The sequence below is a fragment of the Streptomyces sp. NPDC088252 genome (assembly GCF_044740965.1).
Lineage (GTDB): Bacteria > Actinomycetota > Actinomycetes > Streptomycetales > Streptomycetaceae > Streptomyces.
In genome coordinates this window covers 1-25,403 of the sequence record NZ_JBIURS010000005.1, presented here as the reverse complement: position 1 = coordinate 25,403, position 25,403 = coordinate 1, and the positions used below count along the sequence as shown (strand labels likewise).

Here is a 25,403-nt window from a genome sequence, read left to right as displayed (position 1 = left end):
GGGGTGCACGATGGGGGACATGGTCGGCTCTGCGCTCGATTCGTTCTCCCCCGCGACCCGCGGCTGGTTCGCGGGGGCCTTCAGCGCGCCCACCGCCGCGCAGGAAGGCGCCTGGCGCGCGATCGGCGAGGGCTCGGACGTGCTGGTCGTCGCGCCCACCGGCTCCGGCAAGACCCTGGCCGCGTTTCTCGCCGCGCTGGACGGGCTGGCGTCCGTCCCGCCGCCCGCCGAGGCGAAGAAGCGCTGCCGTGTGCTGTACGTGTCGCCGCTCAAGGCCCTCGCGGTCGATGTCGAGCGCAATCTCCGCTCACCGCTGACCGGCATCCGCCAGGAGTCGATGCGACTGGGGCTGCCCGAGCCCGAGGTCCGCGTGGGAATCCGCTCCGGCGACACCCCCGCCGCCGAGCGTCGTTCGATGGCGACCCGGCCGCCGGACATCCTGATCACCACGCCCGAATCGCTGTTCCTGATGCTGACCTCCTCCGCCCGGGAGGCGCTGTCCGGCATCGAGACGGTGATCCTCGACGAGGTGCATGCCGTGGCGGGTACGAAGCGGGGCGCGCACCTCGCCGTATCGCTGGAGCGTCTCGACGAACTGCTTCCGCGGCCCGCCCGTCGGATCGGGCTGTCGGCGACGGTGCGTCCGGTCGACGAGGTCGCGCGATTCCTCTCACCGCAGCGGAAGGTGGAGATCGTCCAGCCACCGTCCACCAAGCGGTTCGACCTGTCGGTGGTCGTGCCGGTCGAGGATCTGGGCGAACTCGGCGGCTCGCCCACCACCGACACCGACCAGGCGGGCCAGGCGGACAAGCCGTCGATCTGGCCCCATGTCGAGGAACGCATCGTCGACCTCGTCCAGGAGCATCGCTCCACGATCGTCTTCGCCAATTCCCGCCGCCTCGCGGAGCGGCTGTGCAACCGGCTCAACGAGATCGCGTACGAGCGGCTCACCGGTGAGACGATCGCCGAGGCCCACTCCCCCGCCGAGATCATGGCCGAGTCCGGCGCGGCGAAGGGCGCCCCCGCGCTGCTCGCCCGCGCCCACCACGGCTCGGTCTCCAAGGAACAGCGTGCCCAGGTCGAGGAGGATCTCAAGGCGGGGCGGCTGCCGGCCGTGGTCGCCACCTCCAGTCTGGAGCTGGGGATCGACATGGGAGCGGTCGATCTGGTGATCCAGGTGGAGTCGCCGCCGTCGGTGGCCTCCGGTCTGCAACGGGTCGGCCGGGCCGGGCATCAGGTCGGTGCGGTCTCCACCGGCGTGGTCTTCCCGAAGTACCGGGGCGATCTGGTGCAGGCGGCCGTGGTCACCGAGCGGATGCGCGAGGGCTCCATCGAGGCACTCCGTATCCCGTCCAACCCGCTGGACGTGCTGGCCCAGCAGCTCGTCGCCATGGTCGCCCTGGACAGCTGGCGGGTGGACGAACTGCTGGCGTTGACGCGCCGCGCCGCCCCCTTCGCGTCCCTGCCCGAGTCGGCGTTCACCGCCGTGCTGGACATGCTCGCCGGCCGCTATCCGTCCGACGCCTTCGCCGAACTGCGCCCGCGTGTGGTCTGGGACCGGGTGGCCGGTACGGTCACGGGCCGCCCCGGTGCCCAGCGGCTCGCCGTCACCTCCGGGGGGACCATCCCCGACCGTGGGCTCTTCGGGGTCTTTCTTGCCGGTGCCGACCCCAAGAAGGGCGGTGGCCGGGTCGGTGAGCTGGACGAGGAGATGGTGTACGAGTCCAGGGTCGGCGACGTCTTCACGCTGGGCACCACGTCCTGGCGGATCGAGGACATCACCCGCGACCGGGTCCTGGTGTCTCCCGCCCCCGGCGTTCCGGGCCGGCTGCCGTTCTGGAAGGGCGACCAGCTGGGCCGTCCGCTGGAGCTGGGACGTGCGCTGGGTGCGTTCCTCCGGGAAATCGGCGGGATGTCTCCGCAGGATGCCCGGCAGCGCCTGCTCGCCGCCGGTCTCGACGCCTGGGCCGCCGACAACACCTTGTCCTACATCGACGAACAGCGCCGCGCCTGTGGTCATGTGCCGGACGACCGGACCATCCTCGTCGAGCGTTTCCGTGACGAGCTGGGTGACTGGCGGGTCGTCGTGCACTCCCCGTTCGGCGCGCAGGTGCACGCCCCCTGGGCGCTGGCGCTGAACGCCCGCCTCGCCGAGCGGTACGGCATGGATGCCCAGGTGATGCATGCCGACGACGGCATAGTGCTGCGATTGCCCGACGCGGACCTGATGGGCCTGGATCTCCTGGACTTCGATCCGGTGCAGGACGCGGCGCAGGACCCTGTCCGGGATCCGGTACCGCTGCCGGGCCCTTCGTACGACAGCGAGCAGCCGCCCGTCGGCGCCGGGGACGTGACCTTCGACCAGGGTGAGATCGGTCAGATCGTCACCGACCAGGTAGGCGGATCAGCGTTGTTCGCCTCACGGTTCCGCGAGTGCGCGGCGCGGGCCCTGTTGCTGCCGCGACGCAGCCCCGGCAAGCGCACCCCGCTCTGGCAACAGCGGCAGCGCGCCGCGCAACTGCTCCAGGTCGCCTCCGAGTTCGGGTCGTTCCCGATCGTCCTGGAAGCGGTCCGCGAATGCCTCCAGGACGTCTTCGACGTCCCCGGGCTCACGGAACTCATGGGTGACCTCGAAGCCCGTCGGGTCCGGCTGGTCGAGGTGACCACCCCGGAGCCCTCGCCGTTCGCCCGTTCGCTCCTGTTCGGCTATGTCGCCCAGTTCCTGTACGAGGGCGACTCGCCCCTCGCCGAGCGGCGGGCCGCCGCGCTCTCCCTCGACTCCCACCTCCTGGCCGAACTCCTCGGTCAGACCGAGCTGCGCGAGCTGCTGGACGCCGATGTCCTGACCGAGCTGGAGCAGGAGCTCCAGTGGCTGACCGAGGACCGCCGGGTCAAGGACGTCGAGGGGGTGGCCGATCTCCTCCGCGTTCTCGGCCCGCTCACCGAAGCGGAGTTGGTCGAGCGCGGCGCCCGGCCACCATGGGCTCCGGAGCTCTCCGCCGCCCGCCGGGCCATCCGGGTCCGGATCGGCGGAGCGGACCACTGGGCCGCGATCGAGGACGCGGGACGGCTGCGCGATGCGCTGGGCACCGCCCTCCCGGTCGGCGTGCCCGAGGCCTTCACCGAACCGGTGAAGGACCCCCTCAGTGATCTCCTCGCCCGGTACGCCCGTACGCACGGGCCGTTCACCTCCACCGAGGCCGCCGCACGTTTCGGCCTCGGCACTGCCGTCACGGACGGCGCACTGCAGCGGCTCGCCGCGACCGGCAGGATCGTGCAGGGTGAGTTCCACCCCGCCGGCATCGGTCAGGAGTGGTGCGACGCGACCGTGCTGCGCCGACTGCGCCGCCGCTCGCTCGCCGCGCTCCGCCACGAGTTGGAGCCGGTACCGCCGACCGCCCTCGCCGGATTCCTTCCGCAGTGGCAGCACCTCGGCAACAACAGCCTGCGCGGAATCGACGGACTGGCCCGCGCCATCGAGCAGTTGCAGGGCGCGCCGGTCCCAGCGTCGGCTCTGGAGAAGCTGATCCTGCCGAGCCGGGTCACGGGCTATACCCCCGCGCTGCTGGACGAACTGACCACCACCGGAGAGGTCGTCTGGGCCGGAGCGGGTGCCCTTCCCGGAAAGGACGGCTGGCTCTCCCTCTACCTCGCCGACAGCGCACCTCTGCTCCTCCCGCCGCCGCACCCGCTCGAACTCAGCGCGTTGCACGAATCCGTCCTGACCGCCCTGAGCGGCGGCTACGGACTGTTCTTCCGGCAGATCTCCGATCAGGTCCGCGCCACCACGCACCCGGACTGCACCGATCCGCAACTGGCTGACGCCGTATGGGACCTGGCCTGGTCGGGCCGGCTCACCAATGACACACTCGCCCCGCTGCGTTCGCTCCTCGGCTCCGGTCGCACCGCGGGGTCGACCGCCCACCGTGCCAAACGGAGCGTGCCGCGCGGGCGTTACGGCTCGCTCACCGCCGCCGCCCGGCCCGCGTCCCGCACCGGCCCCCCGACCGTCTCGGGCCGCTGGTCCCTGCTCCCCGCCATCGAACCCGACCCCACGCACCGTGCGCACGCCCTGGCCCGCACCCTCCTCGACCGTCACGGGGTGGTGACCCGCGGCGCGGTCCGGGCCGAGGGTGCCGAGGGCGGCTTCTCCGCCACGTACCGCGTCCTCTCCGCCTTCGAGGACAACGGGCAGGCCCGGCGCGGCTACGTCGTCGAGGGCCTGGGAGCGGCCCAGTTCGCGATGGACGGGGCAGTCGACCGGCTGCGTGCCATTTCCACCGCACACGACCGTGCGGAACCGGGCGCCGCCCCCCACGCCTTGGTTCTCGCCGCGGCGGACCCGGCCAATGCCTACGGCGCGGCGCTGCCCTGGCCCGAGCCGCCGCAGGGCGCCGGGCACAAGCCGGGCCGCAAGGCCGGCGCCCTGGTGGTGCTGGTCGACGGCGAGCTGACGATGTACATGGAGCGCGGCGGCAAGACGCTGCTGGCCTGGCCCACCGATCCGGAGGATCCGACGCTTCTCGCGGCGGCCGCGGCGCTGGCGGCCGCCGCCCGAGCAGGGGCGCTCGGCACGGTCACGGTGGAGCGCACCAACGGCGCCTCGTCCCTGACCTCTGATCTCGGCCGCACATTGGAGGTGGCCGGCTTCCTGGCCACGCCGAGAGGACTCCGCCTGCGCGCCTGAACCGCCGCACACCTCGCGCCCCGCCGTCCCGCACCCCGCATCATGGAGGCATGCCCGAAGGAGACACCGTCCTGCAGACTGCCGGACGTCTGCGCACCGCGCTGGCCGGCCGGATCCTCACCCGCTCCGACCTGCGCGTCCCCCGGTTCGCCACCGCAGACCTGACCGGCAGGACGGTTCTGGACGTCGCTTCGCGCGGAAAACATCTCCTCACCCGCCTCGAGGGCGGCCTCACCCTCCACAGCCACCTGCGGATGGACGGCGCCTGGCGGGTCTACGCCCCGGGTGAGCGCTGGCGCGGCGGCCCCACCCACCAGATCCGCGCCGTCCTCGCCAACACGGAGCACACGGCCGTCGGCTACCGGCTCCCCGTACTCGAACTCCTCCGCACCCGCGACGAGGATCAGGCGGTCGGGCATCTCGGCCCCGATCTGCTGGGCCCCGACTGGAACCCCGACACCGCTCTGCGCAATCTTCTCAGCGACCCCGCTCGCCCCCTCGGCGAGGCCCTCCTGGACCAGCGCAATCTGGCCGGAATCGGAAACGTCTACAAGGCCGAGCTCTGCTTCCTCGCCCGTGTCACCCCCTGGCTCCCCGTCGGCGACCTGGCCGCCCCCACCGCCGCCCGCCTCGTCACCACGGCCAAGCAGCTCCTCGAAGCCAACCGTGACCGCCCCATGCGCACGACCACCGGTGCCGTACTCCGCGGACACGGTCCGCGCGAACGGCTCTGGGTCTACGGCAGGACCGGCCGGCCGTGCCTGCGTTGCGGCACACCCATCCGCACGGCGGACCAGGACTCCCGACCCGCCCACTGGTGTCCACGCTGCCAATCGGGCCCCACACATTAGTTGACGATACGTCAGATCCAGTCGTACCGTCCCGGTCATGTCCCTCTCCGCGTACGACCTCACGGGCCGCTCCGCGTTCATCACCGGCGCGGCCGGCGGCATCGGCCGCGCCGGAGCCGTCCTGCTCGCGGCAGCGGGCGCCACCGTGCACTGCGCGGACCGCGACGAGAAGGGCCTGCTGGAGACCCGGGACCTGATCGCCGAAGCAGGTGGCACATCCCACGTACACACCCTCGATGTCACCGACCGCAGTCGGATCAGGGCCGCCGTCGCCGCCGCGGGCGACCTCGACATACTGGCTGCCGTCGCCGGGATCATGCACACGAGCAGCGTCCTGGAGACAGCGGACGAGGACCTCGACCGGGTCCTCTCCGTCAATTTCAAGGGTGTTCTGTACGCCTGCCAGGAAGTGGCGCGCGGCATGATCGCGCGCGGCGCACCCGGCTCGCTGATCACCATGGCCTCGGGAGCGGTCGACGCCGCGAGCCCGGGCCTGCTCTGCTACAGCGCGGCCAAAGCGGCGGCCGTCCAGCTGACGAAGACCCTGGCGACCGAGCTGGGACCCTATTCGATCCGCGTCAACGCCGTCGCCCCGGGCTGGATCCGTACACCCATGACCGCCCGCCACGACGCCGACCTGCAACACCGGGCGGAGACCACGATGGCGCGGATGTCCCCGCTCGGCCGGGTCGGCGAGGCCGAGGACGTCGCCCACACCCTGCTGTATCTCGCCTCCGACGCGTCGGCCTTCATGACCGGCCAGATCCTCCGCCCGAACGGCGGCGTAGCCATGCCCTGGTAGTCCGCCGAGCCCGGTCGGCGCCCCGTGTCGCGACACCGGACCATCGACCCGCGAACCGCGTTCCGGCAGTGGAGCACCAGCGTGCGCACCGTACCGGGACACCGGACCACCGTCCCGTGTCCGCATTCGCCCCGCCGGCCCCCGCGGGCCCGGCGGTCGCGGCCGCATGCACGGGCAGCAGGCTCAACCCCCATCCGCCCGCCGCCACCGCACCCTCGACAAGCCCCGCGTGGGCCGGTTCCAGCACGAGCCGTAGCACGGCCCACCACCACGCCCCGCCGAGAACGAGCGCCGGCACCCATCGCCGTACCATGGCTGCCTCCTCCGGCCGAACCTAGTCCGGCCCGCTCGCGCGGCGGGAGGGCGCACCGGTGCACCACCGGCGCGCAGTACGCAGCCGTATACCGTTGTGCGCTCTCGCCTGGAACTCCCCGAGCGTGCTGTGCCCTGCCTCTGCCGGAGACTCCCCGGCGGAGGGCCCGATGCGCGACCCCTGTGCGATCCCGCCGGTCGGCGCCCTTCTCTCCGCAGTCTCACCCGGTAGTGCCCATACCGCATCCAGAGCGAACGACGTCTCGGAAGCGCTGAGCCCCACCGCCTCGGCCGGGGGCCCGGCAAGCACGCTCAGTGCTTGCCACGGCGGAGGGGACCCGTTCAGGGCAGAGCGGATGCAGTTGCCCTGACAAGCGCCGACGGCAAAGCACCTGCCGCTCCGAACGGTTCAGGCGCTCTCCGCCTGGAACATCCAGGCGTGCTCACGTGGACGCGGTGAAGGCCCTGGTAAGCGCCCTCGGGGTGGTGATCGGCCGCATGCGGGACCGGATCGAGGAGACCGGTGACCCCGATCCGGTCAGTCAGGAACGCCCTGACACACTCCACCGTCCGCTGCCTGCGTGCTGTCCCGTAACCCCATCGACCGGGGCCTGTGCACGCCCGGGATCACCAGGACATGCGTAAGCCCCGGCCTACCCCGGAGGGGCCGACCGGGGCTCCGATTCACACCGGACCGCGCGGGTCAGGCGGCGACGACATCCACCGCTTCCGCGGGCGCCTTGATGGTCACCCGTCCCGTCGGCACACCTGCGACCGACGTCACGGAGACGGAATTGAGCATGGGACGTACCGGCACAGGCACCTGATCGCCGGCTGCTGCCGACTCGGCCAGTTCGGCCAGCGACAGCTCATCGCTCACTTCACGCATGAGCTCGGACATCCGTACGTCAAGCGCGTCGCAAATAGCGGAGAGCAGTTCGGAGGATGCCTCCTTCTGCCCCCGCTCCACCTCGGAGAGATAGCCGAGCGAGACTCGGGCGGACGAGGAGACTTCGCGCAGAGTACGGCCTTGGCGCTGGCGCTGCCGACGCAGCACGTCACCAAGCAGGCGACGGAGCAGAATCATCGGTGGCTCCCTCCTCGGACCGCGTAGCCGCATCCTTCACGCCCCACCGTACCGCCTTGCGCCGCGGCCGTGCGGGGAGCGATGTCGTGTTCACTCAGGGCTGCAAACATCAATTCCCCCCGTTCTGTTCCGTATCCTGTGCGCTTGCATTCTTGCCGAGTTCGGCGGAGAGCAATGCGAGCACGCCCCGTACGCTCTCTCTACGGATGTCCGCACGCCCGCCGTTCAATCGCAGCGCGGCCACATTCTCCGCGCCGTCCGGCCCGGCCACCGCAACATAGACCGTGCCGACGGGCTTGCCGTCCTGTGACTCGGGGCCCGCGACCCCGGTGGTGGCTATACCCCAGTCTGTACCGAGAACCCGGCGCACGCCTGCCGCCATCTGTCGCGCCACCTCCGGGTCGACTGCGCCGCGTTCCGCCAGGAGGCCACCGTCCACACCCAGCAATTCCCTCTTCAGGGGCGTTGCGTACGCCGTCACGGACCCGCGGAAGGAGTGGGAGGCACCCGGTACGGACGTCAGCTCCGCCGCGACCAGACCGCCGGTCAGCGATTCGGCGACGGCAAGGGTCTCACCGCGTTCCTCCAGCAGCTCCAGCACCCGGGCCGCGGCAGTCACCGCTCGGCCTCCGCCGACCCACGGCCACCCGGGGAGCCTGAGACCGGGCCGGCCCCCTCGGTCGCCCCTCCCCCGGAACCGCCAGCCCGCGTGGACGCCCCGGCTCCCCCGGAACCGGCAGCTCCCTCGGACGTCCCGGAGCCCGCGGCCCCCACAGAACCCGCGGTCACCGCGGCAGCCCCGGAGGTGGCATTCGCTCCAGCGGCCTTCTCGGCCGCGAGCCCCTTGCGCCGCAGTACGACGGCCTGGCGCACATAGTCGAGCCCGGTGACGACCGTCAGCACGACCGCCACTGCCATCACCCAGAAGCGAAGGGTGGCAAGTGGACCGGTCAGCGCCAGGACGTACATCCCGACAGCCGTCCCCTGCGCCAGAGTCTTCATCTTTCCGCCACGACTGGCCGGAATCACCGCATGCCGTATCACCCAGAACCGCATCAGAGTGATGCCGATCTCGCGGAAGAGGATCACACCCGTGACCCACCAGGGCAGATCACCGAGGTACGACAGGCAGATCAGCGCCGCGCCCATGATCGCCTTGTCCGCGATCGGGTCGGCGATCTTTCCGAAGTCGGTGACCAGGTTGTACGTGCGCGCGAGATGACCGTCGAACAGGTCGGTGATCATGGCGACGGCGAACGCCGCCCAGGCGAACGACCGCCAGACCGGGTCGTAACCGCCGTTGTGCAGCAGCAGCATCACGAAGCCGGGCACCAGCACCAGACGCAGCATGGTGAGCAGATTGGCGATGTTCCACAGGCTGGCCTGGTTGACGGCCGTACTGCCCAGCTTGCCGCCGCGGACCGGCTTCGCGCCGGAGCCGCCTGCCGCGGATGCCGGGGCTCCCGTCATCTGGCCGCCTCCACGAGCTCGGAACACTCGGCCACCAGGTCCACTCCCTCGGTGCCCACCACCTTTGCCTCGACCATACGGCCGGGCGCGAGACCCTCGCGTGTGGTGAAGAGGACCTGGCCGTCCGTCTCGGGGGCCTGGTGCGCCGCGCGCCCCACCGCGCGTGGCTCGTCCTCGGTGGGGTCGACGGACTCGACCAGCACCTGCAGGGTCTCCCCGAGGCGCTCCTCCGCACGCTGCGAGGTCAGCTCCTCGGCCAGTTGCGAAATGTGCGCGAGCCGCTCCGCGATGACGTCGGCGTCCAGCTTGTTCTCGTAACCGACCGCCTCGGTGCCCTCCTCGTCGGAGTAGCCGAAGACGCCGATGGCGTCGAGCCGGGCACCGGTGAGGAAGCGTTCCAGCTCCGCCAGGTCCTCCTCGGTCTCGCCGGGGAAGCCCACGATGAAGTTGGAGCGCGCACCGGCCTGCGGCGCCTTGCCGCGAATGGTGTCCAGAAGCTCCAGGAAGCGGTCGGTGTCACCGAAGCGCCGCATCGCCCGCAGCACGGTGGGAGACGAGTGCTGGAAGGACAGGTCGAAGTACGGCGCCACCTTCGGGGTCGAGGTCAGTACGTCGATGAGGCCCGGCCGCATCTCCGCGGGCTGCAGGTAGCTGACCCGGATCCGCTCGATCCCCTCGACGTCGGCGAGCTCCGGCAGCAGCGTCTCCAGCAGCCGGATGTCGCCGAGGTCCTTGCCGTACGAGGTGTTGTTCTCGGAGACCAGCATGACCTCCTTCACGCCCTGCTCGGCCAGCCAGCGGGTCTCCCCCAGCACGTCCGAGGGGCGCCGCGAGATGAAGGAGCCCCGGAAGGACGGGATGGCGCAGAACGAGCAGCGACGGTCGCAACCCGAGGCGAGCTTCACCGAGGCCACGGGGCTGGTGCCCAGCCGCCGGCGCAGCGGCGCCCGCGGTCCGGAGACCGGTGCGACGCCCTCGGGGAGGTCCGCGGGCGCGGGGACCGGTGCGGCGTCCTGCGCGTGCCCTGGCAGGGCCACTGCGGCGTCCTGCCGCTCGGCCGGGCTGATCGGCAGGAGCTTTCTGCGGTCGCGCGGGGTGTGCGAGGCGTGGATGCCACCGTTGAGGATGGTCTGGAGGCGGTCTGAGATGTCGGCGTAGTCGTCGAATCCGAGGACGCCGTCCGCCTCGGGCAGGGCCTCGGCGAGGTCCTTGCCGTAGCGCTCGGCCATGCAGCCGACGGCGACCACGGCCTGGGTTCTGCCGTGGTCCTTCAGATCATTGGCTTCGAGGAGGGCGTCGACGGAGTCCTTCTTGGCGGCCTCGACGAATCCACAGGTGTTGACGACTGCGACATCCGCGTCGGAGGCGTCCTCGACGAGCTCCCAGCCGTCCGCTGCCAAGCGGCCTGCGAGCTCCTCCGAGTCCACCTCGTTACGGGCGCAGCCAAGAGTGACAAGGGCGACGGTACGGCGTTCGGGCATGGGCTCAAGACTACTTTGTCCCAGCACTCGCCCTGCCGTGCAGGGTTCCCCCGTTACACCGAGTAACAAGAGGGCGGGTGCCCGGCAGTCCTGCCGGGCACCCGCCCTGTCGCCGGTCCCGCTTCGGAACCTCGCGTGTACTGGTCAGCCGACCGCCGGATCGCCCTTCGTGTACGAGAGCCGCTCGACCTGACCGGGCTGGAACTTGTCCTCGACCTTCTTGCCGTTCACAAAGAGCTCGATGGACCCGGCGTCACCGAGGACGAGGTCGACCCGCTCCTGGTCCTGGAACGTCTTGGACTGGCCCTGGAGGAGCAGACCGTCGAAGAGCAGCCGGCCGTTGTGGTCCTTGGCGGAGATCCAGCTCTTGCCCTGGTTGGCGCTGAGCTTCACCGTCACCTTGTCGCGGGGTGCCGCGGCGATGGCACTGTCGGAGGGCGCCGGCTTGGGATCGACGGACTTGCTGGTCTTCGGCGCGGGGCTCTTCGTGTTGGGCGTCGAGCCCTCGGCGACCTGAGTGGTCTTGGGGGTGTCGTCGCCGCCCTTGAAGAAGGTGAAGCCGACGAACCCGACGACGGCGACGATCGCCGCGACCATGGCCGCGGTCCAGTTGGGCCGCCGGGGCTCGGAACGGATTCTCTCGGCCTCGAACAGCGGCGCCGCGGGCGTGGGTGCGGGACGGCCGCCGTGCTCGGCGTCGAACTGCGAAACCAGCGGTTCCGGATCGATGCCGACGGCACGCGCCAAGGTACGGATATGGCCGCGCGCATACACGTCGCCGCCGCAGCGGGAGAAGTCGTCCTCTTCGATCGCGTGCACGATGGGGATGCGCACCCGGGTGGACGAACTGATGTCTTCGACCGTGAGACCTGCGGCGATACGAGCCTGCTGGAGCACTCGACCGATCGAAGGCCGGTCGTCTTCGGGGGAGTTGCCGATGGACACGGGGGCGCCTTTCGAGCGTGAGCCACCTGCTGGATGTTCAGTCTAGGGGGGGTACGAAAGGGTGGGGCAACCGGGAGGAAGGACTTTGTACGCCATCAGACTCGAACGCCGTCGGCTTCACCGGGCCACCCCGAGAAGGACAATTTTGCCGTCCCTCCCTTCAACTTGACGTACGACCCGGCGAAACGGTTGCCCGCACTTCACCTACGAAGCGGATTCCCCGCGAATCAGTGCCAACACCCCGTCCAGCTCGTCCGGTTTCACCAGGACGTCGCGGGCCTTGGATCCCTCACTCGGACCGACGATGTTTCGCGACTCCATCAGGTCCATCAGCCGGCCGGCCTTGGCGAAGCCGACCCGCAGCTTGCGCTGCAGCATCGAGGTGGAACCGAACTGGGTGGAGACGACCAGCTCGGCGGCCTGGCACAGCAGATCCAGGTCGTCGCCGATGTCCTCGTCGATCTCCTTCTTCTTGGCCGCGCCGACCACCACGTCCTCGCGGAAGACCGGCGCCATCTGATCCTTGCAGTGCTGGACGATGGCCGCGACCTCGTCCTCGGTGACGAAGGCACCCTGCATACGGGTCGGCTTGTTGGCCCCCATCGGCAGGAACAGACCGTCACCCTTTCCGATCAGCTTCTCGGCGCCGGGCTGGTCGAGGATGACGCGGCTGTCGGCCAGCGAGGAGGTAGCGAAGGCGAGCCGTGAAGGCACGTTCGCCTTGATCAGACCGGTGACGACGTCGACCGAGGGCCGCTGCGTCGCGAGCACCAGGTGGATACCGGCGGCGCGGGCCAGTTGGGTGATACGGACGATGGCGTCCTCCACATCACGCGGAGCGACCATCATCAGGTCGGCCAGCTCGTCGACGATCACGAGCAGGTACGGGTACGGCGAGAGCTCGCGCTCGCTGCCCTCCGGCGGCTTGACCTTGCCGTTGCGGACGGCCTGGTTGAAGTCGTCGATGTGCCGGTATCCGAACGCGGCGAGGTCGTCGTACCGGAGGTCCATCTCCCGTACGACCCACTGGAGAGCCTCGGCGGCGCGCTTGGGGTTGGTGATGATCGGTGTGATCAGGTGCGGGATGCCCTCGTACGCGGTCAGCTCGACCCGCTTGGGGTCGACCAGCACCATGCGGACGTCGTCCGGCGTCGCCCGCACCATGACCGAGGTGATCAGGCAGTTGATGCAGGACGACTTGCCGGAACCCGTCGCACCGGCCACCAGGACGTGCGGCATCTTCGCCAGGTTGGCCATCACATAGCCGCCCTCGACGTCCTTGCCGAGCGCGACGAGCATCGGGTGGTCGTCCTCGGCGGCGTCCGCGAGGCGCAGCACATCGCCGAGGTTGACCATCTCCCGGTCGGTGTTGGGGATCTCGATGCCGACCGCCGACTTGCCCGGGATCGGGGAGATGATCCGGACGTCGGGACTGGCGACGGCGTACGCGATGTTCTTGGCGAGCGCGGTGATCCGCTCGACCTTCACCGCGGGACCGAGCTCCACCTCGTAGCGGGTGACCGTCGGTCCGCGGGTGAAGCCGGTCACGGCGGCGTCGACCTTGAACTCGGTGAAGACGTTCGTCAGGGACGCGACGATCGCGTCGTTGGCGGCGCTGCGGGTCTTGCCCGGGCCACCACGCTCCAACAGGTCGAGCGAGGGCAGCGAGTAGGTGATGTCGCCGGAGAGCTGCAGTTGTTCGGCGCGGGCCGGCAGCGGCTCGGACTGCGACCGGTCGGGCGCGGGCTTCGTCAGATCGGGTACGCCGCCCGAGGGCACCGCCCGTTTCTCCGGCTTGCCTCCCCCGGTGACGGGTTCGCCCTCCCTGGCACCCGGCACCGGCGTACCCGGGCGTTCACGCTCGACGGAGACGCCCTGGGTGAGGTCGGCGACGATCGGAGAGGGCGGCATGCCGTTGAGCACCGCCCCGTCGAGCGCCGCGGCCGCGGCCGCCGCCACATCCACCGCGTCCATGGTGCGGTTCATCGCGGGCTGCGCGGAAGGCCTGCGCGGCCTCGGGCGCTTGGAGAGAGCGTCGGCCTCCGCCCGGTCGGGGTCGTACTCCGCGGGCGCTTCGGAACGGCGTGCGGAGGAGCGGCGGGAGCGGGCGGGGAGCGCCTCGCGCCACTGCTCGTCGTAGCGCTCGTCGTCGTTCTCCTCGTCCGCCTCGGGGTCGTGCAGCGGGTCGAGGATGCCCAGCTTGGTGCCGAGCAGACGCAGCCGCTGCGGAATGGCGTTCACCGGGGTGGCGGTGACGACCAGCAGTCCGAAGACGGTGAGCAGCAACAGCAGCGGTACGGCGAGAACCTCGCCCATCGTGTAGATCAGCGGCTTGGAGGCCGCCCAGCCGATGAGTCCGCCCGCGTCCTGCATCGCCGTGGTGCCGTCCCCCCGGCCGGGCGATCCGCATGCGATGTGCACCTGCCCGAGCACCCCGATGACCAGGGCGGAGAGTCCGATGACGATACGGCCGTTGGCCTCGGGCTTCTCCGGGTAGCGGATCAGCCGTACGGCGATGGTGCCGAGCAGTATCGGCACCAGCAGATCGAGTCGCCCGAAGGCCCCGGTGACGAGCATCTCGACGAGGTCACCGACGGGTCCGCGCAGATTCGACCAGGTACCCGCGGCGACGACCAGCGCGAGGCCGAGCAGCAGCAGGGCGACGCCGTCCTTGCGGTGTGCGGGATCGAGTCCCTTGGCCCCGCGGCCCACGCCGCGGAACATCGCACCCACGGCGTGGGCCGCGCCGAGCCAGACGGCACGCGCCACCCGGTACACACCACCGGTGGGCGACGGTGCCGGTTTGGGCGCGGCCGCCTTCTTGGCGGGAGCCTTCTTCGCGGGCGCGGTCTTCTTCGCGGCGGTCTTCTTCGCGGGCGCGGCTTTCTTGGCCGGCCCCGCGGTACGGCCGACGCGCTTCGCGGTGCCCGCCGTGCCCTGGGAACCCTTGCCGGACGTACGTGAGGCCATGGTGCCGAGGTTACCGGTGTCGACGACCGTGAACACGCGTGCCTGCCGCTTCACCCGTCCGTGTCGCCTTATAGAGGCGGCAAACTGACGCGCTCTCACGCGTCCGCGCCGGTGGAAGCCCCCGTTCCCGCTGTCGAACGGGCCGGGCGGCAGGGAAGTTGGGCCGACGTCCCGGACAAGCGCCGTTCGCCGACGGCAGGTCGCACGGCCGGACCGCTCCCGCCGTGGCTCCGCGCCGCGGCACTGCGTTACGAGGGAACGACGCTCGCGCCGCTTCCGGTGCCGGGTTCCAGCGCGTCGAGCGCCCGGCGCAGGCCGGTCAGCTTCCGTTCCAGGTGGGCGGCGGTGGCCACGGCCGCGGCGTCCGCCGACTCGTCGTCGAGCTGCTTGGACAGCGCTTCGGCCTGCTCCTCGACGGCTGCGAGACGCGCCGAGAGTTCGGCCAGCAGCCCCGCGGGCTCCTTCTCGTGGCCCGTGTCGCCGTTGACGTCGCCTTCGAGCTGGAGCCGCAGCAACGCCGCCTGTTCGCGCAGCTTGCAGTTCTTCATGTACAGCTCGACGAAGACCGAGACCTTGGCCCGCAGCACCCACGGGTCGAACGGCTTCGAGATGTAGTCCACCGCGCCCGCCGCGTAACCCCTGAAGGTGTGATGCGGACCGTGATTGATCGCGGTGAGGAAGATGATCGGGATGTCCCGGGTCCGTTCCCGCCGCTTGATGTGCGCGGCCGTTTCGAAACCGTCCATGCCCGGCATCTGGACGTCCAGCAGAATGACCGCGAAGTCGTCCGTGAGCAGCGCTTTGAGCGCCTCCTCCCCTGACGATGCCCGTACCAGGGTCTGATCGAGCGCAGAGAGGATGGCCTCCAGCGCCAGCAGATTCTCCGGCCGGTCATCGACCAGGAGGATCTTGGCCTTCTGCACCATGGCCCGTCCTCCTCGCCCCGGAATTGCACCGGGCGCCGCCCCAGGGGACGACTCCCTTACGCCGTCCGTCCTTGTGCCGGTCATGGTAGCCGCACCCCGCCCGTCGCCACACCCTGTCACCGCGATGTCACTGTGCACACAGCAAAAACGCGGTGGGGGACCAGAAGGTTCCCCGTACAGCGCCTTCTCACACTCCTGCGGGCACAGCCAATCATCAACTCATCGCGATTCTCTCAATAAATGATCACTCTCCGCGCATCCACTGCTCCATTACGGAGAGGAGATGATCAGGATCGACAGGCTTGGTGACATAGTCGGAAGCGCCGGATTCGATGGCCTTCTCCCGGTCGCCCTTCATGGCCTTGGCCGTGAGCGCGACGATCGGCAGCCCGGCGAACTGCGGCATCCTGCGGATCGCCGCCGTCGTGGCATAGCCGTCCATCTCCGGCATCATGATGTCCATCAGTACGACCGTCACATCGTCGTGCTGCTCCAGGACTTCGATGCCCACCCGCCCGTTCTCCGCGTACAGCACCGCGAGACCGTGCTGCTCCAGCACGCTGGTGAGCGCGAAGACGTTACGGATGTCGTCGTCGACGATCAGCACCTTCTCGCCGTGGAACCGGAACGTCCTGCGAACCTCCGGTTCCTCCTGCCCGCCGAGCGTCCACGGCTCCTGCAAAGACGCCGGAGCGGCGGCGCGCGACGGCAACGCGAGCCGTCGCTCCGAGCTCCCCAGGGGCTTGCGGCTCCGCGCCGGTCCGCCCGCTCCGGCCGAATCGTGCACAGTCACCGTCGGGCCGGCGCCCGGACGGACGTCTGTGAACGGACCTTCCTCGACCGCTGCACCGTGTGCCTCGACGGTCCCCGGACCCACCTGCGGATAGCCCTGCGGCGGCAGCTCGCTCGGGTGCAGCGGCAGATACAGCGTGAACGTCGAGCCGCGGCCCGGCTCGCTCGCCGCATGGATCTCACCGCCCAGCAGCCGGGCGATCTCCCTGCTGATGGACAGGCCGAGCCCCGTGCCGCCGTACTTGCGACTGGTCGTCCCGTCGGCCTGCTTGAACGCCTCGAAGATCACCAGCATCTTGCTGGACGCGATCCCGATACCGGTGTCGGTGACCGAGAAGGCGATCAGATCGGCATCGGCGTCATGCAGTGATCCGGCCTCCAGCAGCTGCTCACGAATGGCGTTCGGCACATCCGTGCTGGCGTGCCGGATCACCAGCTCGACCGCTCCGCTGTCGGTGAACTTCACCGCGTTGGAAAGGAGATTGCGAAGCACCTGGAGCAGCCTCTGCTCGTCCGTGTGCAGCGTCGCGGGCAGCTCCGGCGACACCCGTACGGAGAAGTCGAGCCCCTTCTCCGCGGTGAGCGGCCGGAATGTCGCCTCCACGTAGTCGACCAACTGGACCAGCGCGATCCGGGTCGGACTGACATCCATCTTGCCCGCCTCGACCTTCGTCAGGTCGAGGATGTCATTGATCAGCTGCAGCAGGTCGGAACCGGCCCCGTGGATCGTCTCGGCGAACTCCACCTGCTTCGGCGAGAGATTCCCCTCGGCGTTGTCCGCGAGCAGCTTGGCCAGAATGAGCAGCGAGTTGAGCGGGGTACGCAACTCGTGCGACATGTTTGCCAGGAACTCGGACTTGTAGCGCATCGAGACCGCGAGCTGCTCGGCGCGCTCCTCCAGGACCTGCCGGGCGTCCTCGATCTCGGTGTTCTTGACCTCGATGTCGCGGTTCTGCTGGGCCAGCAGCTCGGCCTTCTCCTCCAGTTCGGCGTTGGAGGCCTGAAGCGCCTGCTGCCGGATCTCCAGCTCCTTCGAACGGTCCCGCAATTGCTCGGCCAGCTCCTGCGACTGCTCAAGGAGCTTCTCTGTCTTCGTGTTGACACTGATGGTGTTGACGCTCGTCGCGATCATCTCGGCGAGCTGATTGAGGAAGTCCCGCTGGATATGGGTGAACGGCTGGAACGAGGCCAGTTCGATCACACCGAGGACCTTCCCCTCGAACAGCACCGGCAGCACGATCACATGCGCGGGCGGCGCCTCACCGAGCCCGGAGGAAATCTTCAGATATCCAGGCGGAACATTGTCCACCTGAATCGTCCGCTTCTCCTCCGCCGCGGTGCCGATGAGCGTCTCACCGGGCCGGAACGAGGTCGGCATCGATCCCGCCGAGTATCCGTAGCTGCCCCTCATCCGGAGTTCGTACGAGCTGTCCTTGTCACTGTCCGGCCCCACCGCGTCGGTGTCACCGGTCGGCATGGCCAGGAAGAACGCACCGTGCTGCGCGGAGACGACCGGAGTCAACTCGCTCATGATCAGCGAGGCCACGTCGTCGAGATCGCGCCGCCCCTGCATCAGGCCGGAGATCCGGGCGAGATTGCCCTTGAGCCAGTCCTGCTCCTTGTTGGTGGCCGTGGTGTCACGCAGGTTGGCGATCATCGTATTGATGTTGTCCTGCAGTGCCTGGATCTCGCCGGACGCGTCCACATCGATCTTGAGATTGAGATCGCCGCGGGTCACCGCCGTGGCGACGGCCGCGATGGCCCGCACCTGACGGGTGAGGTTCCCGGCCATCTCGTTCACCGACTCGGTGAGGTCGCGCCAGGTGCCGTCGACGTCCCGGACCCGGGCCTGGCCGCCCAACTGCCCCTCCGTGCCCACCTCACGGGCCACGCGGGTCACCTGCTCGGCGAACGAGGACAGCTGATCGACCATCGTGTTGATGGTGTTCTTCAGCTCCTGGATCTCACCGCGCGCGTCGATGTCGATCTTCTTGGTGAGGTCGCCCTTGGCGATGGCCGTGGTGACCGTGGCGATCTGCCGCACCTGACCGGTCAGATTGGACGCCATCGAGTTCACGGACTCGGTGAGGTCCTTCCACGTACCGGAGACGCCCGGAACGCGTGCCTGTCCGCCCAGCTCACCTTCCGTGCCCACCTCACGGGCGACTCGCGTCACCTCGTCGGCGAACGAGGACAGCGTCGTCACCATCGTGTTGACGGTGTCGGCGAGCTCGGCAATCTCGCCGCGCGCCTCGACGGTGACCTTCTTCGTCAGGTCGCCCGTGGCGACCGCGGACGAGACCCGGGAGATGTTCCGCACCTGGCTGGTCAGGTTGTTGGCCATCAGGTTGACGTTGTCGCTGAGGTCCTTCCAGATACCCGTCGCACCGCGCACCCGGGCCTGACCGCCGAGGATTCCCTCGGTACCCACTTCGCGGGCGACCCGCGTCACCTCGTCGGCGAAGTTGAGCAGCTGGTCGACCATGGTGTTGACCGTCGTCACGAGTTCGAGCATCTCGCCCTTGGCGTCGACGGTGATCTTCTTGGACAGATCGCCCTTGGCGACCGCGGTGGTGACCTCGGCGATGTTACGGACCTGGAGGGTCAGGTTGTTCGCCATGCCGTTGACGGACTGGGTGAGGTCCTTCCACGTACCGGAGACACCCTGCACCTCGGCCTGGCCGCCGAGGATGCCTTCGGTGCCCACCTCACGGGCGACCCGCGTCACCTGCTCGGCGAAGTTCGAGAGCTGGTCGACCATCGTGTTGAGGGTGTTCTTCAGCTCCAGGATCTCGCCGCGCGCGTCCACGTCGATCTTCTGCGACAGGTCGCCCCGCGCCACCGCCGTGGCGACCTGGGCGATGCTGCGGACCTGATCCGTGAGATTGCCGGCCATGCCGTTCACCGAGTCCGTCAGATCACGCCACACACCGGCGACGCCGGGAACCTGCGCCTGGCCGCCGAGCCGCCCGTCCGTACCCACCTCGCGGGCCACCCGCGTCACCTGCTCGGCGAAGGCGGAGAGCTGGTCGACCATCGTGTTGATGGTGTTCTTCAGCTCCAGGATCTCGCCGCGCGCGTCCACGTCGATCTTCTGCGACAGGTCGCCCCGCGCCACCGCCGTGGTCACCTGAGCGATCTGGCGCACCTGGGAGGTCAGGTTCCCTGCCATGAAGTTGACGGAGTCGGTGAGCTCCTTCCACGTACCGGAGACACCGTCGACCCGTGCCTGGCCGCCGAGGCGCCCCTCCGTCCCCACGTCGCGGGCCATCCGCGTCACCTGGTCGGCGAAGTTGGACAGCTGCGCCACCATGGTGTTGACGGTGTTCTTCAGCTCCAGCATCTCGCCGGCCACATCGACGGTGACCTTCTGCGACAGATCACCGTTGGCGACCGCCGTGGTCACCTGGGCGATGTCCCGTACCTGACCGGTCAGGTTGCGGAAAGCGGTGTTCACCGAATCGGTGAGGTCCTTCCACGTGCCCGCGGCGCCCGGCACCTCCGCCTGGCCGCCCAGCCGGCCCTCGACGCCGACCTCCCGGGCGACCCTCGTCACCTCGGACCCGAACGACTGAAGCTGGTCCACCATCGTGTTGACGGTGTTCTTCAGCTCCAGCATCTCGCCGGCCACGTCGACCGTGACCTTCTGCGACAGATCACCACTGGCCACTGCCGTGGTCACCTGCGCGATGTCGCGCACCTGCGTCGTCAGGTTGCGGAAGACCGTGTTCACCGAATCGGTGAGGTCCTTCCAGGTGCCGGCGGCACCCGGCACCTGGGCCTGGCCGCCGAGCAGGCCCTCGCCGCCGACCTCGCTCGCCACACGCGTCACCTCGTCGGCGAAGGTCCGCAGCGTCTCGGTCATCTGGTTGATCGTCTCGGCGAGCTGGGCGACCTCGCCGCGGGCGCTCACGGTGACCTTCTGGGACAGGTCACCGTTGGCGACGGCGGTCGTCACCTCGGCGATCCCGCGCACCTGGGAGGTCAGGTTCCCGGCCATCGTGTTGACGGAGTCGGTCAGGTCCTTCCAGACCCCTGCCACACCGGGCACGGTCGCCTGCCCGCCCAGCTCGCCCTCCGTGCCCACCTCACGGGCGACCCGGGTCACCTCGGAGGAGAACGACGACAGCTGGTCGACCATCGTGTTGACGGTGTTCTTCAGCTGAAGCATCTCGCCGGCCACGTGCACGGTGACCTTCCGTGACAGGTCGCCCTTGGCGACTGCCGTCGTCACCAGGGCGATGTCCCGCACCTGTGCGGTCAGCCGGTACGCCATGGTGTTCACGGAGTCCGTGAGGTCCTTCCACGAACCGGACATACCACGCACCTGGGCCTGTCCGCCCAGCTTGCCCTCGGTACCCACCTCGACCGCGACCCGCGTCACCTGCTCGGTGAACGCCGACAGCTGGTCGACCAGGTTGTTGACCGTACGGGCAACCTTCAGGAACTCACCGCGCAGCGGGCGCACCGTCTCGTCGGAGGTGTGCGACCGCAGCTCCATCCGCTGTTCCAGATCACCGTCCGCCACCGCTGAAAGCACCCGGCCGACCTCCGAGACCGGACGGGCCAGATCGTCGACCAGTTCGTTGGAGGCGTCGATGGCGGCGGCCCAGGAGCCCTCGCAGGCACCCGTCTCCAGCCGTTCCGCGAGCTTCCCCTCACGCCCGACGACCCGCCGCACCCGAGCCAGCTCGCCGGTGAGATGGAGATTGCGGTCGGCGACTTCGTTGAAGACTGCCGCGATCTCCGTCATCACGCCGTCGCCCGAGACGGTCAGGCGCCTGCGGAAATTCCCGTCGCGCATGGCCACCAGGCCCGCCAGCAATCTGTTCAGTGCCGCCGCGTCGACCTCGATGGTTCCATTGCGCTGCTTCTTCACGGACTGTCCGCCTTTTGTGCGCGTGCCTGATCCCCGCGCCGCCACGCCAGACTCCACCGTGATCCCTCCCGCAGGGGTTGACCGTATAGCTCGGGCCTTATCTGGGAGCTTGCCCAGTTCCTCATTGGCTCACCGCCACAGCCCACCGTCGACGGGTGACCATGCGGACGTCAAATCGTTGAAACGTACCAGGCCCCATCCGATCGGGGTGCAGCCTCCAAGGGTTGCCCCACATCACCCTGTTGGGAAGCCCACGCTTGTCCCGTCACGTGCCTGTTTCTCATCGTTCCTGCCCGAAGTCGGCCCTCGTGTATCCGGCACCGAGACCGAGCGTCTAGCCTGGCAGGCGAATCGAAGCGGCGAGAAACGGGCACAGGACTCAGGGAAGCGACGAGACACCAAATGGGGAGTGCTGTGATCACCGCGCGCGCGGCTGCCACCTTCGACCCGGTCGGGCGCTCGGTCGCGACCGCCCGCGCATTCGTCCGTGACACGCTCCAGGGATGGGGATACACGGATGTCGTCGACGACGCCGTCGTCCTCACCAGCGAGCTCGTGACCAACGCGGTGGTGCACGCGGGCACCGCCGCGGACGTACTGTGTCTGCGTACGGAGGACGGCGTCCGCATCGAGGTCTCCGACCACTATCCGGAGCGCGAGGTCCCGCTCCAGAGCTCGGGCCCGGAATTCGGCAGCCCGGACCGTGAGAACGGCCGCGGGCTGCTGCTCTGCTCGGCGCTCGCCTCCCGGTGGGGCGTCGAGTATTCGCCCACCCACAAACATGTCTGGTTCCAGCTCGATCTTCCCGAGCGCCCGGTGGGCATCCGTTCCGCCGGTCCCCTGCTCCCGGTCGGCCTGCTCCCGGTCGCCGACGAGCGCGTCCGGGTGGCCGTCGTGCAGATCGACAGCACCGGCTCCATCGCCGCCTGGAACGAGGACGCCGCGTTCCTCTTCGGATACGCCGTGGACCAGGTCACAGGGAAACAGCTCACCGACTTCACCGCCTGGCCGCAGACACCCGGCACCAACACGGGCATCGTCGAAGCACTGCAACTCTCACGCTGGGAGGGCAGTTACGGAATCCGTGGCGCCGACGGCCGCACCATCCCCGTCTACGCCTCGCACCTCCGGGTCCGCGACACCGGCGGTGAACCGTCCACGGTCTGCCTGCTCGTCCGCGACTACGAACGCGCCGTCCTCCAGTCCCCGGCACGCGCGCCCGTGTCCGACGCGAACACCGAGCACCGCAAGGCGGATCCGTTCGAGATCTTCATCGGCTCCCCCGCCCCCGACGACCTCGACGGCCTGCTCCAGCGCACGGTCGAACGGGCGCGCGACATGCTCGACGCCGACTCGGCCTTCCTGCTGCTGGCGACGGACGACGAGACGGAACTGGAGGTACGGGCCACGACCGGCCTGCCTTCCGCCCGTCAGCGTTTCGCCCGGGTTCCGGTGGAGGCCGGTACCGGACGTTACGGCTCCGCACGGATGCCCGCCGTCCACGAAGACCTCGACCACGTCCCCGGCGCCGTCCCGCTGCTCGGGGGCACGGGGATGCGCTCGGTCGTCACCGTCCCGTTGAAGGTCGAGGGACGTCTGACGGGCTCGCTCGGCGTCGCCGCGGAAGCCGCCGGCCGCTACTCCAACGAGGAGGCCCTGCGCCTCCAGTTCGCCGCGGACCGCATCGCGCTGGCCGTCGAGTCGGCCCGGCTGGGCGAACTGGAGCGCCTGCGCCGCGGTTCCCTCTCCTTCCTCGTCGAGGCGTCCGATCTGCTCGCCGGCACCCTGGACCGGGACCAGACCCTGGCCCTGATGGCCCAGATGACGGTTCCTACCCTGGCCACCTGGTGCGCCGTCTACACGATCGCCGACCAGTCCTCGGATCCCTACCTCTCGTACGTCCTTCACGAGGACGAGGAGCGCATCGACGGTCTGAAGGCTCTGCTCTCCAAGATCGCTCCCCCCGACCCGGTACCGACCCCCGGCGCCCGAGTCTGGGCGGCCCCGACCGAGGCCGCCCACCAGGCGGCCCTGCGCGCCTCCATGCGTACGCTCGGCCTCGGCGAGCCCGGCGGGCTCGGTTCCGGCGCCCGCACGACACTCGCCACCGCCGCCGCGGTGGGCGGAGAGACAGTGGTCCTGCCACTCGTCGCCCGAAACCGCGTCATCGGCATGATCACGCTCGGGAAGCCCTCCGACGACCACTTCCGCCAGGAGATCCTGGAGCTGGCCGAGGACCTCTCCCGCCGTGCCGCCCTCGCACTCGACAACGCCCGCCTCTACTCGGAGCGCATGGCGATCAGTCAGTCCCTCCAGCGCAGCCTGCTGCCGCCGGGGCTGCCCGAGGTCCCCAATGTCGAGATCGAGGTCATCTACCGCGCGGCGGGCGAAGGCAACGAGGTCGGCGGCGACTTCTACGACGTCTTCCCGATCCGCGACGGTGCCTACGGCTTCGCCATCGGCGACGTCTGCGGAACGGGTCCGGAGGCCGCGGCCGTCACGGGCCTCGCCCGCCATGCCCTGCGCCTGCTCGCCCGCGAGGGCTTCGGCGGCCCGGCGGTCCTGGAGCGTCTCAACGCCGCCATCCTGGACGAGGGAGCCCGCAGTCGCTTCCTGACCCTCCTGTACGGGGAGCTGTGGCCCCAGGAGGACGGGAGCGCTCTCCTGAAGGTGGTCTGCGCCGGCCACCCCCTGCCGCTGCGCCTGCGTCAGGACGGCTCGGTCGAGGCGGCGGCCGAACCTCAGCCGCTGCTGGGCGTGATCGAGGACCTCGAACTGTACGAGCAGACGGTCACCCTCGCCCCGGGCGACGTCCTGCTGTGCGTGACCGACGGCGTCACGGAACGCCGTGAGGGCACCCGCATGCTCGGCGACGACGGTCTGGCGGACGTCCTCTCCACGTGTACCGGTCTGACGGCCGGCGCGGTGGCGGCACGCATCCTGCGGGCAGTCGAACGCTTCGCCGCGGATCCGGCTTCCGACGACATGGCCATCCTCGCCATGCGCGTCCCCGAACCCCCCACCGCCTGAACACATTTCATCAAGGCTCGGGCCCCTGTGAAACTGCGGCCCATGAACCCAAAGACGATCACCGCATCAGCCGCGGGTACGTGGGAGCTCGGCGACCTGACAGTCAATCGGCTCGGCTTCGGTGCGATGCGCCTGACCGGCAGCGCCGCCTTCCACCCCGGCACCCCGAGCAACCGTGAACAGTCGATCGGCGTGCTCCGACGGGCGGGAGAATCTGCGCCGACTGGGCCGCGACCACCTCGATTGGTGAATCTGCGTCTCATGGGCCAGGAATCGCTCTCCGAGCACTTCGGAGCGCTGTCCGAGCTGCGCGAGGCGGGCCCCGTACGCCACCTCGGCATCTCCGGGGTCAAGGCCGTCCATCTGACCGAGGCCCAGGCCATCGCCCCAGTGGTCTGTGTACAGAACCGCTACGGCCTCGATACGCCCAGCGCGGGCACGGATGACGTCCTGCGAATCTGTGGCGAGCGAGGCATCGCATTCCGTCCCCTTCTTCGCCCTGGCCGGCCAGGGACGCGAGCAGGGCGTGGGTGCCACGCGCTCCGGGGGCTCCGACGCGGACGAACTGCTCGCCGTCGCCCACGCGCACGGTGTGACAGCGGCGCAGGTGCGGCCGGCCTGGACGCTGCATCAGGATTCACACGTCCTTGCCATCCCCGGCACCGGTAATCCGGGCCACTTGACGGAGAACGCGGCCGCAGGTGCCTTGCGCCTCTCAGCGGACGAGGTCGCCCGCCTCGATTCGCACCACACGGGCGCCGCGTAAGGACGCACCGAACACGCGAAAGGCCCCCGCTGCTTGGCGGGGGCCTTTCTTCTCACTGAGCCCCAATGCGGAATCGAACCGCAGACCTTCTCCTTACCATGGAGACGCTCTACCGACTGAGCTATTGGGGCCTGCTGCGCTGTGGCAACGAGGTAAAGCATACCCGGAACTCAGGGGTACTCAAAACCACTGGCCACAGAAGATTCTGACGAGCTCTCATCCGTACCACCGGCCCTCTCGCCACGTCGCGCCGACGTCGCCGGCCCGGAGGAGGACAGGCACAGCCGAACGACAGCATGAGTGGGTCCTAAAACGCGGAAAAGCCCCGTGCCACAAGGACACGGGGCTTCCCGTAAAAGGAGTTCGGCGGCGTCCTACTCTCCCACAGGGTCCCCCCTGCAGTAC

At 69.5% G+C, this 25,403-nt stretch carries 12 protein-coding genes, 1 tRNA gene and 2 pseudogenes; 6 read left to right on the top strand and 9 right to left on the bottom strand.

Annotated features, from left to right (window positions below; all coding sequences use genetic code 11):
• Positions 1-19: 19 nt before the first annotated feature.
• The 4 genes and pseudogenes from ACIOHC_RS12185 to ACIOHC_RS12170 form a co-directional block, all read left to right on the top strand.
• A complete protein-coding gene (locus ACIOHC_RS12185) occupies positions 20-4,687 on the top strand; it encodes a DEAD/DEAH box helicase (RefSeq protein ID WP_401842655.1) in 4,668 nt (1,555 codons plus the stop codon).
• 50 nt (positions 4,688-4,737) lie between these two features.
• The gene (locus ACIOHC_RS12180) at positions 4,738-5,538 is read left to right on the top strand and encodes a DNA-formamidopyrimidine glycosylase family protein (RefSeq protein ID WP_389636975.1); all 801 of its coding nucleotides are present in this window, start codon (positions 4,738-4,740) and stop codon (positions 5,536-5,538) included.
• Between the two features lie 37 nt (positions 5,539-5,575).
• Positions 5,576-6,340: an SDR family NAD(P)-dependent oxidoreductase gene (locus ACIOHC_RS12175; protein ID WP_351086108.1), complete on the top strand. Its 765-nt coding sequence runs from the start codon at positions 5,576-5,578 to the stop codon at positions 6,338-6,340.
• 762 nt (positions 6,341-7,102) lie between these two features.
• Positions 7,103-7,297, top strand: a pseudogene (locus ACIOHC_RS12170) (hypothetical protein); the annotation flags it as partial.
• 58 nt (positions 7,298-7,355) lie between these two features.
• Here ACIOHC_RS12170 and ACIOHC_RS12165 read toward each other — a convergent pair.
• From ACIOHC_RS12165 to ACIOHC_RS12130, 8 genes are all read right to left on the bottom strand, one after another.
• Positions 7,356-7,739 carry a helix-turn-helix transcriptional regulator gene (locus tag ACIOHC_RS12165; protein WP_351086112.1) on the bottom strand — a complete coding sequence of 128 codons (384 nt, stop codon included), beginning with the start codon at positions 7,737-7,739 and terminating at the stop codon, positions 7,356-7,358.
• A gap of 109 nt (positions 7,740-7,848) precedes the next feature.
• The gene (locus ACIOHC_RS12160) at positions 7,849-8,358 is read right to left on the bottom strand and encodes a CinA family protein (protein WP_365691951.1); all 510 of its coding nucleotides are present in this window, start codon (positions 8,356-8,358) and stop codon (positions 7,849-7,851) included.
• Entirely contained in the window at positions 8,355-9,209 is an 855-nt protein-coding gene (gene pgsA / locus ACIOHC_RS12155) for a CDP-diacylglycerol--glycerol-3-phosphate 3-phosphatidyltransferase (RefSeq protein WP_351086116.1), read from the bottom strand. The genes ACIOHC_RS12160 and pgsA overlap by 4 nt, the downstream gene beginning before the upstream one ends.
• Positions 9,206-10,690 (bottom strand): 30S ribosomal protein S12 methylthiotransferase RimO, encoded by a 1,485-nt coding sequence (gene rimO, locus ACIOHC_RS12150; protein ID WP_351086118.1) that lies wholly within the window; start codon positions 10,688-10,690, stop codon positions 9,206-9,208. Before rimO ends, pgsA begins: the two co-directional genes overlap by 4 nt.
• Positions 10,691-10,834: 144 nt before the next feature.
• Entirely contained in the window at positions 10,835-11,635 is an 801-nt protein-coding gene (locus tag ACIOHC_RS12145; protein ID WP_351086120.1) for a RodZ domain-containing protein, read from the bottom strand.
• A 204-nt stretch (positions 11,636-11,839) separates the two neighbouring features.
• Positions 11,840-14,605 (bottom strand): DNA translocase FtsK, encoded by a 2,766-nt coding sequence (locus ACIOHC_RS12140; protein WP_351086122.1) that lies wholly within the window; start codon positions 14,603-14,605, stop codon positions 11,840-11,842.
• A 248-nt stretch (positions 14,606-14,853) separates the two neighbouring features.
• A complete protein-coding gene (locus tag ACIOHC_RS12135; protein WP_351086124.1) occupies positions 14,854-15,531 on the bottom strand; it encodes a response regulator in 678 nt (225 codons plus the stop codon).
• A gap of 244 nt (positions 15,532-15,775) precedes the next feature.
• Complete coding sequence (locus ACIOHC_RS12130) at positions 15,776-21,202, bottom strand: HAMP domain-containing protein (protein ID WP_351086126.1); 5,427 nt, start codon at positions 21,200-21,202, stop codon at positions 15,776-15,778.
• A gap of 414 nt (positions 21,203-21,616) precedes the next feature.
• Between ACIOHC_RS12130 and ACIOHC_RS12125 the strand changes: the two genes are divergently transcribed.
• Both ACIOHC_RS12125 and ACIOHC_RS12120 read left to right on the top strand, forming a co-directional pair.
• On the top strand, positions 21,617-24,232 hold the full coding sequence (locus tag ACIOHC_RS12125; protein ID WP_389636978.1) for a SpoIIE family protein phosphatase: 2,616 nt from the start codon (positions 21,617-21,619) through the stop codon (positions 24,230-24,232).
• Positions 24,233-24,274: 42 nt separating this feature from the next.
• Positions 24,275-24,998, top strand: a pseudogene (locus tag ACIOHC_RS12120) (aldo/keto reductase).
• 58 nt (positions 24,999-25,056) lie between these two features.
• Here ACIOHC_RS12120 and ACIOHC_RS12115 read toward each other — a convergent pair.
• A tRNA-Thr gene (locus tag ACIOHC_RS12115) sits at positions 25,057-25,129 on the bottom strand.
• Positions 25,130-25,403: the final 274 nt, after the last annotated feature.